Origin of the sequence: Hymenobacter bucti (genome assembly GCF_042681145.1) — a bacterium.
Classification (GTDB): domain Bacteria; phylum Bacteroidota; class Bacteroidia; order Cytophagales; family Hymenobacteraceae; genus Hymenobacter; species Hymenobacter bucti.
This window is the reverse complement of the sequence record NZ_JBHUFD010000019.1, coordinates 1-12,394: the sequence shown is the minus strand read 5'-3', so window position 1 is coordinate 12,394 and position 12,394 is coordinate 1. Positions and strand designations below refer to the sequence as shown.

Annotated in this window: 13 protein-coding genes; 4 read left to right on the top strand and 9 right to left on the bottom strand. The window is 61.0% G+C overall.

The genetic code is table 11. From position 1 onward, the window contains the following. Window positions 1-46 precede the first annotated feature (46 nt). The 5 genes from ACFSDX_RS23830 to ACFSDX_RS23810 form a co-directional block, all read right to left on the bottom strand. Window positions 47-637, bottom strand: a complete 591-nt coding sequence (locus tag ACFSDX_RS23830) for an SRPBCC family protein (protein ID WP_382318262.1) — start codon at window positions 635-637, stop codon at window positions 47-49. 49 nt (window positions 638-686) lie between these two features. After that, window positions 687-1,574: an alpha/beta fold hydrolase gene (locus ACFSDX_RS23825; protein ID WP_382318260.1), complete on the bottom strand. Its 888-nt coding sequence runs from the start codon at window positions 1,572-1,574 to the stop codon at window positions 687-689. A 92-nt stretch (window positions 1,575-1,666) separates the two neighbouring features. Continuing rightward, window positions 1,667-2,164 carry a cupin domain-containing protein gene (locus tag ACFSDX_RS23820; RefSeq protein WP_382318258.1) on the bottom strand — a complete coding sequence of 166 codons (498 nt, stop codon included), beginning with the start codon at window positions 2,162-2,164 and terminating at the stop codon, window positions 1,667-1,669. Window positions 2,165-2,383: 219 nt separating this feature from the next. Next, window positions 2,384-3,049, bottom strand: coding sequence for an isochorismatase family protein (locus ACFSDX_RS23815; RefSeq protein ID WP_382318256.1), 666 nt, complete (start codon window positions 3,047-3,049; stop codon window positions 2,384-2,386). Between the two features lie 304 nt (window positions 3,050-3,353). Then, the gene (locus ACFSDX_RS23810) at window positions 3,354-5,984 is read right to left on the bottom strand and encodes a sigma 54-interacting transcriptional regulator (RefSeq protein ID WP_382318254.1); all 2,631 of its coding nucleotides are present in this window, start codon (window positions 5,982-5,984) and stop codon (window positions 3,354-3,356) included. Window positions 5,985-6,525: 541 nt separating this feature from the next. Between ACFSDX_RS23810 and ACFSDX_RS23805 the strand changes: the two genes are divergently transcribed. The 4 genes from ACFSDX_RS23805 (at window position 6,526) to ACFSDX_RS23790 (ending at window position 10,056) form a co-directional block, all read left to right on the top strand. Then, entirely contained in the window at window positions 6,526-7,566 is a 1,041-nt protein-coding gene (locus ACFSDX_RS23805) for an NADP-dependent oxidoreductase (RefSeq protein WP_382318252.1), read from the top strand. Between the two features lie 100 nt (window positions 7,567-7,666). Further along, a complete protein-coding gene (locus ACFSDX_RS23800) occupies window positions 7,667-7,987 on the top strand; it encodes a putative quinol monooxygenase (protein ID WP_382318250.1) in 321 nt (106 codons plus the stop codon). Between the two features lie 63 nt (window positions 7,988-8,050). Next, window positions 8,051-8,947 carry a helix-turn-helix domain-containing protein gene (locus ACFSDX_RS23795; protein ID WP_382318248.1) on the top strand — a complete coding sequence of 299 codons (897 nt, stop codon included), beginning with the start codon at window positions 8,051-8,053 and terminating at the stop codon, window positions 8,945-8,947. Window positions 8,948-9,108: 161 nt separating this feature from the next. Next, window positions 9,109-10,056: an NAD-dependent epimerase/dehydratase family protein gene (locus ACFSDX_RS23790; protein ID WP_382318246.1), complete on the top strand. Its 948-nt coding sequence runs from the start codon at window positions 9,109-9,111 to the stop codon at window positions 10,054-10,056. Window positions 10,057-10,080: 24 nt separating this feature from the next. Here ACFSDX_RS23790 and ACFSDX_RS23785 read toward each other — a convergent pair whose 3' ends face one another. The 4 genes from ACFSDX_RS23785 to ACFSDX_RS23770 form a co-directional block, all read right to left on the bottom strand. Then, window positions 10,081-10,830 carry an SDR family NAD(P)-dependent oxidoreductase gene (locus tag ACFSDX_RS23785; protein WP_382318244.1) on the bottom strand — a complete coding sequence of 250 codons (750 nt, stop codon included), beginning with the start codon at window positions 10,828-10,830 and terminating at the stop codon, window positions 10,081-10,083. A 48-nt stretch (window positions 10,831-10,878) separates the two neighbouring features. Further along, a complete protein-coding gene (locus ACFSDX_RS23780) occupies window positions 10,879-11,640 on the bottom strand; it encodes an SDR family NAD(P)-dependent oxidoreductase (RefSeq protein ID WP_382318242.1) in 762 nt (253 codons plus the stop codon). A gap of 54 nt (window positions 11,641-11,694) precedes the next feature. After that, entirely contained in the window at window positions 11,695-11,985 is a 291-nt protein-coding gene (locus tag ACFSDX_RS23775) for a DUF3861 domain-containing protein (protein WP_382318240.1), read from the bottom strand. A gap of 68 nt (window positions 11,986-12,053) precedes the next feature. Further along, on the bottom strand, window positions 12,054-12,394 hold a 341-nt coding region (locus ACFSDX_RS23770), incomplete at its 5' end, for an SDR family NAD(P)-dependent oxidoreductase (RefSeq protein WP_382318239.1).

Genomic DNA, 12,394 nt, shown 5'->3' with positions numbered 1-12,394 from the left:
AGGCCAAAATTGCTCGTGTCTTGGGTCGGCCGAAGGGGGCATTTAGTTAAGCTGACACCCGTTCCATGCGGGCTTTCACGGCGGGGTAATGCATCCTGTTCAGGTCGTCCTTTAAGATGGCCAAGGCATTGGTTAACATCGTGCGAACCTGCGGCATCAGTACTAACTGTACCAGCACGCGGGCGAGCCCGTTCACGGGGACCGCCCGGTAGGTCCACTCAATGTTGGTTCGCCCGTCGCGCGGTTCGGTAAAGTGCCACTCGCCTTCCAAGCGCTGGAGCAGCAGCCGCAGGGGCAGGGAAGTAAAGCCCTCGTTTTGGTAGGAGAAGGACGTGGGGGCCCGCACGGTGAGCAGACTCTCCTGCGAGGTTGAGCCGTCGGCGAACGTGATGGTCCGCACCAAGCCCGGCTTGTTCCAGCCGTCCTTGATGCTCATGTCGACGATGGCGGGAATGAGGACAGTACCCAGGAAGATACGCGTCAGGTCCACTGGGACAATGTAGTCGAAGGTCGCGGCAAGGGGGGCGTCCACAATGGCACTTACTGTGGTCTGCGGCACTTTTTTAGACGAGCGGGCCACCAAGAGACCGGCTACGCCGGCGCCCAAGGCGACCATAAGCCAGGAAGAAGGTTTCATGCGAAAAAGGAAAGGTGGCTATATGATAAACTGTTTCAAAATGAGACATCTATGGCAAGAAAGCTAGCAGTTGGGCTAACAGATATTCCGGGTTTTCCTCGGCTACCCAGTGGCCGCAGTTGGGAATGCTCCCGCCGCTCACATCGGTGGCTACCAGTTCAGCCATGGCCACGATTTTCGGGCCGAAGGAATGGTCGCCGCCTAAGGCCAGCACGGGCATGGGCAGCTTGGTGAGCGCACTGCGCTGGTTCTGAGCGGCCGAGGTATCGAACGCTTGGTAAATCTGTAGGCTGGCTCCCATCGCCCCCGGCGCCGCGTAGGAGCGCACAAACTCGTCAACTTCGGCCGCGGTGAAGGCCGTTTTGTTGAAAGCCGAGGTGGTGTACATATATTCCAGGTAATACCGCTCGCGACCGGCCAGCAGCTGCTCAGCCAAGTGAGGCGTAGCATTGAAGCCAAAGTGCCAACGACTGGCTTTCACCAGACTCCATACGGGCTCGACGCCGGGCAGCGGCGCGTCGAGAATGACTAGCTTGTGGACTTCGGTGGGGTAGGCAGCCGCGTAGGCGTAGGCTACCATCAGGCCAATGTCGTGGCCCACCAGCCGGATGCGGGACAGACCTAGGTGCTGCACCAACGAGTGGATGTCCTCGGCCAGCGTGCGGGTGTCGTAGCCGGTAGCGGGCTTTTCGGAGGCCCCAAACCCGCGCAGGTCCGGGACAATCACGGAGTAGTGCGCCGCCAGGGGTTCCAGCAGGCGCTGCCATTCGTACCAGGTCTGAGGCCAGCCGTGCAGCAGCACCACCGGCTCCCCGTTGCCGCCAAGCACGTAGTGCAGCTGGATGCCATTGACCCGGGCAGTAGCCGAGGTAAAGCCAGCTGGCGGGGAAGCCGGCGTAATTTCCGGTGGGTGAGTTGATTTAGCGGAAGCATTCATAGTAGGAACAATTAAGCCAAAAAGCGTCGCCACCGGGTAGGCGCGGGTCCCATCCGACGGCGACGCAAGAACTGGCTACGGGCCGGCGGACTTTACTTGGTTAAGTAGTCGGGCGGGAAGACTTCCTGGCCGTGCTGGGCCGCAATGGCCTGGATTTTTTTCAGGCTATCCGGGCTTAATTCCGGCTTTGGCAGAAACTGGCCGGCGGCCACGGGCTGGCCGATTTCCGTAAAAAATTCATCAAGGCCTGCGGGCACTACCACGCACAGCAGATGGGCTACCGTGGTCGATTCGTTGCTGAAACTATGAATGGCCCCGCCTTTGGGAATCTCAACCAAGGCTCCCTTGCGGGCGGTGTACGTCTGCGTTTCCGACCGCACCACTACCTCGCCATCTATTACATAGAATGACTCCTGGATGAGGGCATGCGCGTGGGGCCCGGGCCCGCCACCGGGCGGTACCAGCATGTCGATGATGGCGTAAGCGCCATCACTCTGAGCGCCGCTGGTCACGATGCGGTACGTGTCGCCGACCACCGATACGTCGGGGCCAGCCTGTGGGTCGAGGGTGCGAATGGAAGTTGGGCGCATGAACTTGGTAAAAATGAGGGAAAAAGTAGTGAATGCCCGTTGTTGGCCCAGTCAACGGGGCCGACAGCGGGTAGAGAAAGTGGTAGTCGCGGCCTCGAAGGCGACGCCCGCCGCGGTCGGTGGGTGCTCCAGTATCTCCTCGAACGGCAGGCGGGCGGTGGGCCCATCGATTTTGCTCTTCCTAGGAGCTGAAGCCAGTCGCACGGCGGGGCGGCGCGCTTACGCGGGCTGGAGAGCTGCCTGCTGGTTAGCGGTGGCCTGCTGCGCGGCCATGTTATTGACCAAGTAACCCGTGGCCGGCATATACTGGCCCAGCACCGCGCCCGTCTTTTGGGATATTGGTTGGCTCCAGTCATGCAGCAGCTCGGCAGTCACTGTGCCCCAGCCCGTTATCTTTACCCCTGCCTGCGCCATGCGCGTAATTGCCGATGACTCGGCGGCTGTACTAAAGCAGCCCGAAGCATCGACCACTGCGTAGACATCATAGCCGGCTTGGACAGCGGCCAGCGCCGGAAATAAGAGACAAACATCGGTCGTAATAGCGGCCATAATGAGCTTTTTACGGCCGGTTTTCTCCACCGCAGCCACAAACTTGGGGTCATCCCACGCATTCACCAACATGCGATTCTGTATCTCCTGCCCGGGAAATAATTCTGCTACCTCTGGGAGGTAAGGTCCATTAGGCCCCTGCACGGCACTGGTCGTGAGCAAGGTGGGCAGTTGATACGTTAGGCTCAAGTGAGCCAGCGCCAACACATTGTTTTTCAGTTCAACGGGCGAAATGGTTGTGACGCCTAGCATGAGGCCGGTCTGCATATCAATCAGTAGCAGGGCAGCATTCTCGGGGGTCAGGCGCTCGAAGAATACGGGATTGGTAGGCGACATGAGGTGGTTGGTTAGGGTTGCCAACGATAACGAGGGAAGAATAGCCCTATCGGCACGGGTCCGGCAGCCATCATTCTCGTGCTGGTTGTTTGCCTTAAGCCAATTTGAATGCCAAGCTCATGATACCAACTGTTACTTGCTATTCAGTTGACAATCAATAATCTAATTTTATCACAAGATTATACTGCATTTTGTAGTTGCTTCAATTTTGGAGTAACTACCAGCATAATCTCCAATAATTTTGGAGGTTGTTATCCCGGTCTTGTCAGCACGTGAGCGAGCGTAGCCAAGGGGTAGGGGAATCCTATTTTATTCCCAACCGCTTGAGGCGGGCTTCGAGGGTGGTGGGCTTCATATGAAGGCGGGCGGCCGCGCCATCAACTCCGCGGATGCGCCAGTGGGTCTTCTGCAACACGGCTTCGAGCCGCTCCCGCTCCCACTGGTCACGCTCGGCCCGCATGGCGCTGGCCGTAGCAGCTGGTGGGCTGGCAACGGCGGGCGCAGATGAAGGCAACAGCGTCGGCACGTCACACTCCAGCAACTGCCCATTGCTGACGATGACGGCGTGTTCGATGATATTTTCCAGCTCTCGGATGTTGCCCGGCCAGGGGTAGTGCAGCAGCCGCTCTAGGCAGCCGGCTTGCAGGCCCCGGAAGAGCCGGCCCATGCGGCGCGAAAACCGCCGCCCGAAGTAATCGGCCAGCAAGGGAATGTCCTCCAGTCGCTGGCGCAGGGGGGGAAGGGCAATCCGAAACACATTGAGCCGGTAGTAGAGGTCAGCGCGGAAGCGACCAGCCGCTACCTCGTCGGCCAGCACGCGGTTAGTAGCGGCAATGATGCGCACGTCCACGGCGATAACCCGACTGCCGCCCAGCCGCTCAATTTCTCGCTCCTGGAGCACCCGCAGCAGCTTGGCTTGCAACTCAAGGGGCAACTCGCCGATTTCATCTAGGAAAATGGTGCCTTTGTGCGCCAGCTCAAACTTGCCAATGCGCCGCTCGTGCGCCCCGGTAAAGGCGCCTTTCTCGTGGCCAAACAATTCGCTCTCCATCAGCTGAGGCGGCAGGGCGGCGCAGTTTACCTTCACCAGCACCCGCTCACGGCGCGGCGAGCGGTGGTGGATGGCGCGGGCAATCAGCTCCTTGCCCGTGCCCGTTTCGCCCAGAATCAGCACCGTGGTTTCGGTGGGCGCTACCTGGTCGACGCTGCGAAATATGTGGCGCAGCCCGGCGCTGCTGCCCACGATTTCCTCGAAGTTGTGTTCGGTTTTGATTTCCTCCACCAGGTAGGTTTTTTCCTGCTCCAATTGCTGTTTCAGGGCCACTATTTCGGCGAAGGCCAACTGATTTTGTAAGCCTAGGGTGAGCTGCGGAGCCAGCCGCTGCAGCAGCGACAAGGCCTTCTCCGTTAGCCCGTACGGGTGGCGGCTGCCCAGCGTGAGCACTACGGCATCACCTTCGGCCAGCGGCACCGGTAGGTACAGCAGCGACTGCAGGCCGTAGAGCTGCCGGGTCAGCCCCAGCAGGCGGTAGCGCGTGCACAGGTCGCGGTAGGCCAGGCCGCCGTGCACGCCGGCCCCGGCGTAGAGGGGGCGCAACTCTTGCAGCGCTTGGGCGAACGATACCTCATCCAGGCTGGCCGCATCGCGCAGACCTTCCAGGTCTTGGGGCGGAAGCAACTGGCCAGCCGCGTCCTTGCGCTGGCAGTACAAGGTGCGAAAGTCCGAAAGCCGGGCAGCCACGAAGAAATCCCAGGCCAGCTCCTGCTCCAACTCGTGCGCCAGCGTGGCGAAGAGGTGGCCCCAGTCGGGGCTGCTGGTCAGCGTATTGCCTATTGCCAGCTGCAAGGCCTTTTCCCGGTTGGCAGCTTGCAGCTCCTCGTAGGCCAGCACGTTGGTGACGCCGATGGCCACGGGCTCGACCAGCCGCTCCAAGTGCGTGAACAAGGGGAAATACGGCGCAAAATGCCCGGCCTGAGACGAATACAGGAACAGCCCGCCCACGGGCTGGTCGCCCAGTCGAATATGAATGTAGAGGCTTTCCTGAAAGCCTTCGCGCAGCAACGCCCCCAAGATGGGGTAGCCTTTGCGCGCGCTGATGGCCTCCAGTGTAGCGCGGTCGCAATACTGAATAACGGGCTCGGCGAGCCAGGTGAGTCGGCTGGCAGCTGGTGCCAGCTCCGGGCGCGGCCGCAACTGGGGGTAGTAGCCCTGCACGGCTTCGTCTTGCTGTACGGCAGCCGGCAGGTCGCCCAGGTAAAACCATTCGTAGGTCAGACCCTGGTCGTAGGCTACCAGGCAGGAGGCATCGAAGGGCAGCAGCTGGCGAAAGGCCTCAATGACCGTTTGCGCCACGTAGTCGCGCGTGCGCAGCGGGGTGACGGTGGCATCCGGGGCTAGGAGCAGGCGCTGCAGCTGCTCGACCTGTTCATTAGCCAGCAGGTTGGCCACCGCCACGGCAAGTAAATCGGCCACGGCTTGAAAAAGAGGCAGTTTAGCGGCGGTCAGCTTACCCGCCGAGTAGTGCAGGGTAAACACCCCAATCGCCCGGTTGCCATTTCGCAGGGGGCTAGCCAACAACTCCGTTAACCCTTCGGCTTGGAATTGTTGTAAAACGTGACTAGCAGGCGCAATTTTTTGCAGGGACGCCAAGCCCAGCAATTGGCCCTCTGGTTGTTGCAACAGCCAGGGGTAGGGCGAGCCCGCGTCAGCCTGCGCCCCGTATTCGGGCAAGCCACCAGCTGGCCCTGTCGTTTCCGAAACGACCAAGGCCAAGTAGCGGTGCTGCCCCATTCCCTGGCTGACGCTTACCCGCGCCTGGCTAAAGCCGAATGCTTCTTGCAGTTGCCCCAGCAAGCTCACCAGGCCCTGCTTATCACGGGTCGTAGCGATGGTTTTGCTGAAGTGCAGGAGCAGGGACAGTTCCGAAGGGTGCATAAACAATGAAGAGAGGAAGAAGATACTCACCTGCTCCCAGTCCGCAAGATTACTCGAGAAAACGGGGGTTTACTGAACGATGTAGACCGTTCCAAGCGGGAGATACTGCCTAGCGTTCGTCCGCAACATTGCGCCGATGGGCCGTATCAGCCCCGTAGCGGACGTGGCCAACGTCGCTGAGTTTTTTGACGGTGAGTTGTATTCCTTCGTCAGCAGCCAGCACCTGCTGCTGAGCGGGAGCGGCCTGACCTAGGGACGAGCAACGGGGCGCCCGCACCCAAGGCTGACCTACCTATTCCGTTGCACCCGGCAACACTTTCGTCGGCAGACAATAAAAGTCTGATTGTGTGATATTCATACTTTTTGGTTTGAATCGTGTTTTTTGTCGCTGCCATAAAAGGAGGACCTTTGCATCATCAATCGTAACCGGAAATAACGGCAACGACAAGCCGGTTTTTGGGCAGCGTGCGCAGCCTTGCGCTAGCGCCTGTCAATCGATAAAAACCGGGGCAATTCACCCACTTAATTACTAGCAACCAGCATGGCTACAGAAGCAGCAACAGGGATAGCCCATTTGGCCAACACGATGAATGCGGTTCGGCAGCACGAGTTCGGGGGACCGGAGGTGCTGCGGTACGAGGAGGCGCCGATGCCCACGCTACAGGCGGGGGAGGTACTCATTCGGGTGCACGCCGTGAGCCTCAATCCGCCCGACTGGTACCTGCGCGACGGGTACAAGATGCTACCGGCGGAGTGGCGACCTTCGGTTACCTTTCCCCTCACGCTGGGCACGGACGTGTCGGGCGTCGTAGCAGCCGTCGCCCCGGATGTGCAGGACTTCGCCGTGGGCGAAGAAGTGTTCGGCATGGTGCGCTTTCCCAGCGTGGGGGAAAGCCGGGGGTATGCCGAGTACGTGGCGGCGCCCGCCTCAGACCTAGCCCGCAAGCCGGCCACCATCGACCACGTGCAGGCCGCCGGGGCCCCAATGTCTGGGCTCACCGTGTGGCAATATTTGATTGAGCTAGGGCACACGGCCACCAACCCCTTTCAACCGGAAGCGCACCGCCCGGTGCCGCTCAGCGGCAAACGGGTGCTCGTCAACGGGGCCGCGGGCGGCGTGGGCCACCTGGCGGTGCAGCTAGCCAAATGGCAGGGGGCCTATGTGATAGCCGTGGCCTCGGGCGAGCAGGAGACGTTCCTGCGCGGGTTGGGGGTCGATGAATTTATCGACTACACCAAAACCCCGGCCGAAGACGTGGTGCGAGATATTGACCTCGTGCTCGACACCCTCAGTGGCCCCACCACGGGGCGTTTTCTGCGGGTGCTGAAGCGGGACGGGGCGTTGTTTCCGGTATTCTTAGGCTTCGCCGATGCCGAGGAAGCGGCCCAACTGGGCATTACCGTCTCGATGACCCAGGTACGCTCGAATGGCCAGCAACTAGCCGAACTCGGGCGCTTGCTGGAGGCCGGAACAGTGCGCGTCGCTATCGACAGCACGTTTCCGCTCGCCGAGGCGCGCCAGGCGCACGAACGCGTCGCCCGCGGACACATCCAGGGTAAAATCGTACTCACGGTAGCGTAAGCCCGCCCGCTTGAATGACGGCCTACTACCCCCGGGGAGCGCGAAATCGCGCCCGCGGGGGTAGTAGACGTTAGCCTTTTCCAACTCAACGCCCTAGCTAATGCCTACCGCTGATAAAGCCGCCGAGCGGCACCTGCTCGTCACCATTCACAGCCAGCCGGCGCACCGGGCGCACGTGCAGGAACTCCTGCTCAAACTCGTGGACCTGGTGCGGGCGGAACCCGGCTGCCTGTACTACCACCTCTTCCAGCAAGCCGAAGACCCGGAAGCGTTCGTGCTGGCCGCCGCCTGGGCCACTGACGAGGCCGTGGCCGCTCACCCCACGCCCCCGCAGGCCCGCCTGGTCGAGCAGATGCGGCCCCTGCTGGCCAGTCCCCCGCAGGTGCTGCCCACCCGGCGGGTGAGCGAAAACCCGGCCTAAAGGCCTCCCCAACTGGACTGACGTGGAGCAGTTAGTGTCGTTTGATTTTCGTACTTTTACCCGATGATTAGTACTGCGGCTACCTCGCCCATTAAGTTGAACCCGAGCGACCAGAAGCTGAAAGGCTTCAAGGTGTACGAGGTGGACCGCCCGTGCCACGCGAAGCCCCATTTTACCCGGCGCGACTACTATAAAGTCATCCTGCTAACAACCAAGGCCCGGCTGCACTACGGCCACCAGAGTTGGGAGCTCGACGGCACCTACCTGCTGTTCTTCAATCCGCACATCCCCTATTCCCTGGAGCTGCTGGCCGACTACCGGTACGGCTACATCAGCCTCTTCACGGAGGAGTTTATCGCCTTACTCGACCGGTCGGAAAGCCTACCGCAGTCGCCCCTGTTTAAAATCGGGGGCACGCCAATTTTCAAACTCCAGGCGGCGCAAATCCCCTTTATGACGGGCATTTTTCAGAAAATGCTGGCCGCGCAGGAAGCCGACTACCCCTTCAAGGCCGAGCTGATTCGCACCTACCTGCAACTCGCGATTCACGAAGCGTTGCAGCTCCAGCCTGTCGAAAACTTTGTCCAGCACCACCATGCGGCGGCCCGCCTGAGCGCCCGGTTTTTAGACTTGCTCGAGCAGCAGTTTCCCGTAGAAAGCCCCGAGCAGACGCTGGCGTTGAAAACGGCGCAGGAGTTCGCCGACCGGCTGGGCGTCCACGTTAACCACCTGAACCGGGCCGTAAAAGAAGTCACTGGCAAGCCGACGAGCGCGCATATCACCAGCCGCCTTACTGACGAGGCTAAAGCCCTGCTGCACCACACCACCTGGAGCGTGGCCGAAATTGCCTACTGCCTGGGCTTTGCCTACCCCACCTACTTCAACAACTTCTTCAAGAAGCAGACCGGCATCACCCCACTGGCCTGCCGCAAGGCTGTGGGAACGGCCGTCTTTGCCTAAGCAAGCGCCGCCCAACTGGAGACGGGCTGATTTCATTTCCTTTGCATCACGCCTACAGTTGCTTGACGAGGTGTCGCGATATCAAAGCAAGTACTTGGGGTCCTAACTTGTAGGTTTTGTCTTTTCGCTTCATAACTCTCCCTTTCACCCTCTTCGTTCTCATGGCTTTACACACAATCTTGGGCGCAGGCGGTACGATGGCCCACAGCCTGCTCGCCGAACTCAGCGCCCAGGGCCAACCAGTGCGGCTCGTGAGCCGCCGCGCCGCCGCAGTGGCGGGGGCGCAAGCCGTAGCGGCCGATGTCACCAACCTTGGCCAGCTCCGAGACGCCCTAACCGGCTCTACCGTCGTGTATCTGCTCGTGGGCCTGCCTTATAGCACGAGTGAATGGCAAGAGAAATGGCCCCTTATCATGCGCAACACCATCGAAGCCTGCAAACAGGTGGGGGCCCGGCTCGTCTTCTTCGACAACGTGTACATGTACGGCCTGGTGCGCGGCGCCCAGACCGAGGAGACCCCGTTCAATCCTATCAGCAAGAAAGGCGAAGTGCGCGCGCAAATCGTCGGGGAGCTGCTGCGCGAGATGCAGGCCGGCAGCCTGCCAGCCCTGGTGGCCCGCTCGGCCGACTTTTACGGGCCGCACAGCACCTTGCAGGTGAGTTTGATTAACATGCTGCTCTTTAATAACCTAGCCCAGGGGCAGCCCGCACAGTGGTTCGGTAATGGAGAGGTGCCGCACTCGTTTGGCTTCACTACCGACATGTCGCAGGCACTATACCGGCTGGTCGGCGATGAGCGAGCTTTCGGTCAAACCTGGCACCTGCCCACGGCGCCCCACCCGCCCACCATCACCGAGTTGGTGCAGCTGGCCGCCCCGCAGTTTCAGGCCTCGCCCGACCTGCAGATAATGAGCCGCGCGCAGGTAGCCGCGGCGGCCCCGCAAAGTCCGATACTGGCCGAACTGCTCGAAATGCTTTATCAATATGAGGAGCCGTACGTGTTCGCTTCGAGCAAATTCGACCGCACCTACGGCGTCACGCCTACGCCCTATGCCGAGGGCATTCGGCTGGCGGCTGACGACTTCAAACGCCAGCAAAGCGCAGTCTGAGTACCTCTCGCCGCTTGATAGCGGTTAATGAATGGAGCCGCCGTTCACGGCTAGGTGCTGCCCGTGAATAAAGCCGGCATCAGCCGAGGCTAGGAAGGCCGCCACGTTGCCTATGTCGGCAGCCGTGCCCAAGCGGTTAAAGGGGCTGCCAGCCATCATCTGCTTTTTCATGTCGGGGTGCAGGGCCGTAATCACGCCGGCATTGTCGATGATGCCGGGCATAATGGAATTGACGGTGACGTGGCGCGGACCGATTTCCTTGGCTAGCACCTCCACGAATAGCTTCTGACCGGCCTTGCTGGCGGCGTAGATAGAGGCCCCGGCGTCGGGGTGGATACTCATGGTGGAAGAGATGAGGATGATGCGGCCCCCATCGACCACGTGCTTGGCCGCTTGCTGCATAACGAAAAACGTCCCTTTGACATTGAGGTTGAACACCTTGTCAAAGTCCTGCTCGGTGGACTGGAGCACCGGCGTTTCAATCAGTTCGATGCCGGCATTGGCTACTACAATGTCGAGTTGGCCAAAATTGACTAGCGCCTCGCTGAACAGCTTTTCAATGGCGGCGGGGCTTGACATATCGGCCTTCACCAGCCGGTACTCCACCCCGGCCCGGTCCAGGGCCTGCGCCGTGTCCTGGGCCGACGTTTCATCGGCAGAATAGTTGAGCACGAGCCGTAGGCCCAGCGTGGCGTACTTTTCGGCGATGCCGCGCCCGATACCTTTGGTCGCGCCGGTGATTAAGGCCACTTTGCCTTTTAAGTCAGGATACATAATGGGTTTATTAACAGAGGAATAGATTAAATCCTGCCAGCAGGCCGGCTACAGGTTCATGCCGCCCGATACTTCCAGACGCTGCCCGGTAATCCAGCGGGCCTCGTCCGAGCACAGAAAGGCCACTACCCCGCCGATGTCCTCGGGCGTGCCGGTGCGGCCCAGCGCCGTGATGGATTGGAGGCGCGCCACGTTTTCGGGCTGGGCGAAGGTGGCCTCGGTGAAGCTGGTTTGGATGATGCCGGGGGCCAGCGAGTTGGCCGTGATGCCGCGCGGTCCCACTTCCTTGGCCAGGTACCGGGTAAACGTCTCGACGGCCCCCTTCATAGTGGCGTAGGCCGAGCGGCCTAGGGTGGTAAAGCGGGTGAGGCCCGACGCCAGGTTGACGACCCGGCCGCCGTCGTTGAGAAAGGGCAACACCTTCTGCGTGAGCAGGTAGGGCCCCTTGACGTGAATGCGGTACAGCTCATCGAGTACCGCCTCCGGGGTGTCGGCAATGAGCGTATCGGCCCCGCTGCCCGCGTTATTAATCAGGAAGTCGAAGTTTGGGCGGCCGGTTTGCGCGGTCAGGCGCTCCGTTAGCGCGCGCACAAACGCGTCGAACGTGCCGCTGTCGGCCACATCGAAGGGTAGCGCGAACGCCTGCCGCCCGGCCCCCCGGATTTGGGCGACTACCGCCTCGGCGGCTTCGGGGTGGCTGTGGTAGGTCAGCACGACGTCGTGGCCGTGGTGGGCTAGTTGCAGGGCCATTTCTTTGCCCAGGCCCTGGCTGCCGCCCGTAACAAGGGCGATTTTTGGAGTGGTTGCCATTAGCTGCTTCGCTAGTAAGTGGAGGAGATGGTATAAACTGGCCGGTAGCACCGCCTAGCCCTTGAGCTTGGCCAGGAAGAGGCGGAAGGCTGGCCAAAATTCTTCGAACAGTGGATGGCTGCGGTTTTTGAGCATCACTTCGCTGAAGAGCTTCAGGCCAATGGCCAACTCGGTGGCTTGCGCCGGGTCGCCGAAGGGGTCTTGCTGCCGCAGCCGGTCGATGATGGTAAACAACTCGTCGTGGTTATCGAAGGTCAGCTCCAGCGCCCGGGGTGGGGCCGCTTCGCCGCTGGCCAGCGTTTGCAGGGCCAGCGTGAGCCGGTAGGTGTTGGCGCGTTTTGCCATGCGCCGAGGGGATGAAAGCAGGTGCGTAAGCAAGTCGGGGGCCGACGTAAGCCGGCCCCGTTCTTTGCTTAATAGGCCATGACGGCGTTGGTTTCCACGTTCCAGAACTGGCCGCTTTCGGGGCGCGCTACGATGCCCTGAAAAATGCCGTCGGCCGCCTGCTCCGGCGTAAAGGGGGCGCTGTCGCCACCTAGGCGGGTCTGGACCCAGCCGGGGTGCACGGGTGTCACATTAATGTGGCGGTCGGCCACGCGCTGGGCCAGCATGGCGGCGTACATATTAACGGCCGCTTTCGAGAGGCGGTAAGCCGTGCCGTTGGGCCCCGCCTGGCTGGGCAAGCCCATGTTAGAGGTAATAAAGACGACCTGGGCCCCGTCCTTGAGCAGTGCCAGCATCGGCTCGGTGAAAA

Coding starts and splice junctions, on each gene's coding strand:
- ACFSDX_RS23830 (WP_382318262.1), bottom strand. CDS start 637: ATGAAACCTTCTTCCTGGCTTATGGTCGCCTTGGGCGCCGGCGTAGCC.
- ACFSDX_RS23825 (WP_382318260.1), bottom strand. CDS start 1,574: ATGAATGCTTCCGCTAAATCAACTCACCCACCGGAAATTACGCCGGCT.
- ACFSDX_RS23820 (WP_382318258.1), bottom strand. CDS start 2,164: ATGCGCCCAACTTCCATTCGCACCCTCGACCCACAGGCTGGCCCCGAC.
- ACFSDX_RS23815 (WP_382318256.1), bottom strand. CDS start 3,049: ATGTCGCCTACCAATCCCGTATTCTTCGAGCGCCTGACCCCCGAGAAT.
- ACFSDX_RS23810 (WP_382318254.1), bottom strand. CDS start 5,984: ATGCACCCTTCGGAACTGTCCCTGCTCCTGCACTTCAGCAAAACCATC.
- ACFSDX_RS23805 (WP_382318252.1), top strand. CDS start 6,526: ATGGCTACAGAAGCAGCAACAGGGATAGCCCATTTGGCCAACACGATG.
- ACFSDX_RS23800 (WP_382318250.1), top strand. CDS start 7,667: ATGCCTACCGCTGATAAAGCCGCCGAGCGGCACCTGCTCGTCACCATT.
- ACFSDX_RS23795 (WP_382318248.1), top strand. CDS start 8,051: ATGATTAGTACTGCGGCTACCTCGCCCATTAAGTTGAACCCGAGCGAC.
- ACFSDX_RS23790 (WP_382318246.1), top strand. CDS start 9,109: ATGGCTTTACACACAATCTTGGGCGCAGGCGGTACGATGGCCCACAGC.
- ACFSDX_RS23785 (WP_382318244.1), bottom strand. CDS start 10,830: ATGTATCCTGACTTAAAAGGCAAAGTGGCCTTAATCACCGGCGCGACC.
- ACFSDX_RS23780 (WP_382318242.1), bottom strand. CDS start 11,640: ATGGCAACCACTCCAAAAATCGCCCTTGTTACGGGCGGCAGCCAGGGC.
- ACFSDX_RS23775 (WP_382318240.1), bottom strand. CDS start 11,985: ATGGCAAAACGCGCCAACACCTACCGGCTCACGCTGGCCCTGCAAACG.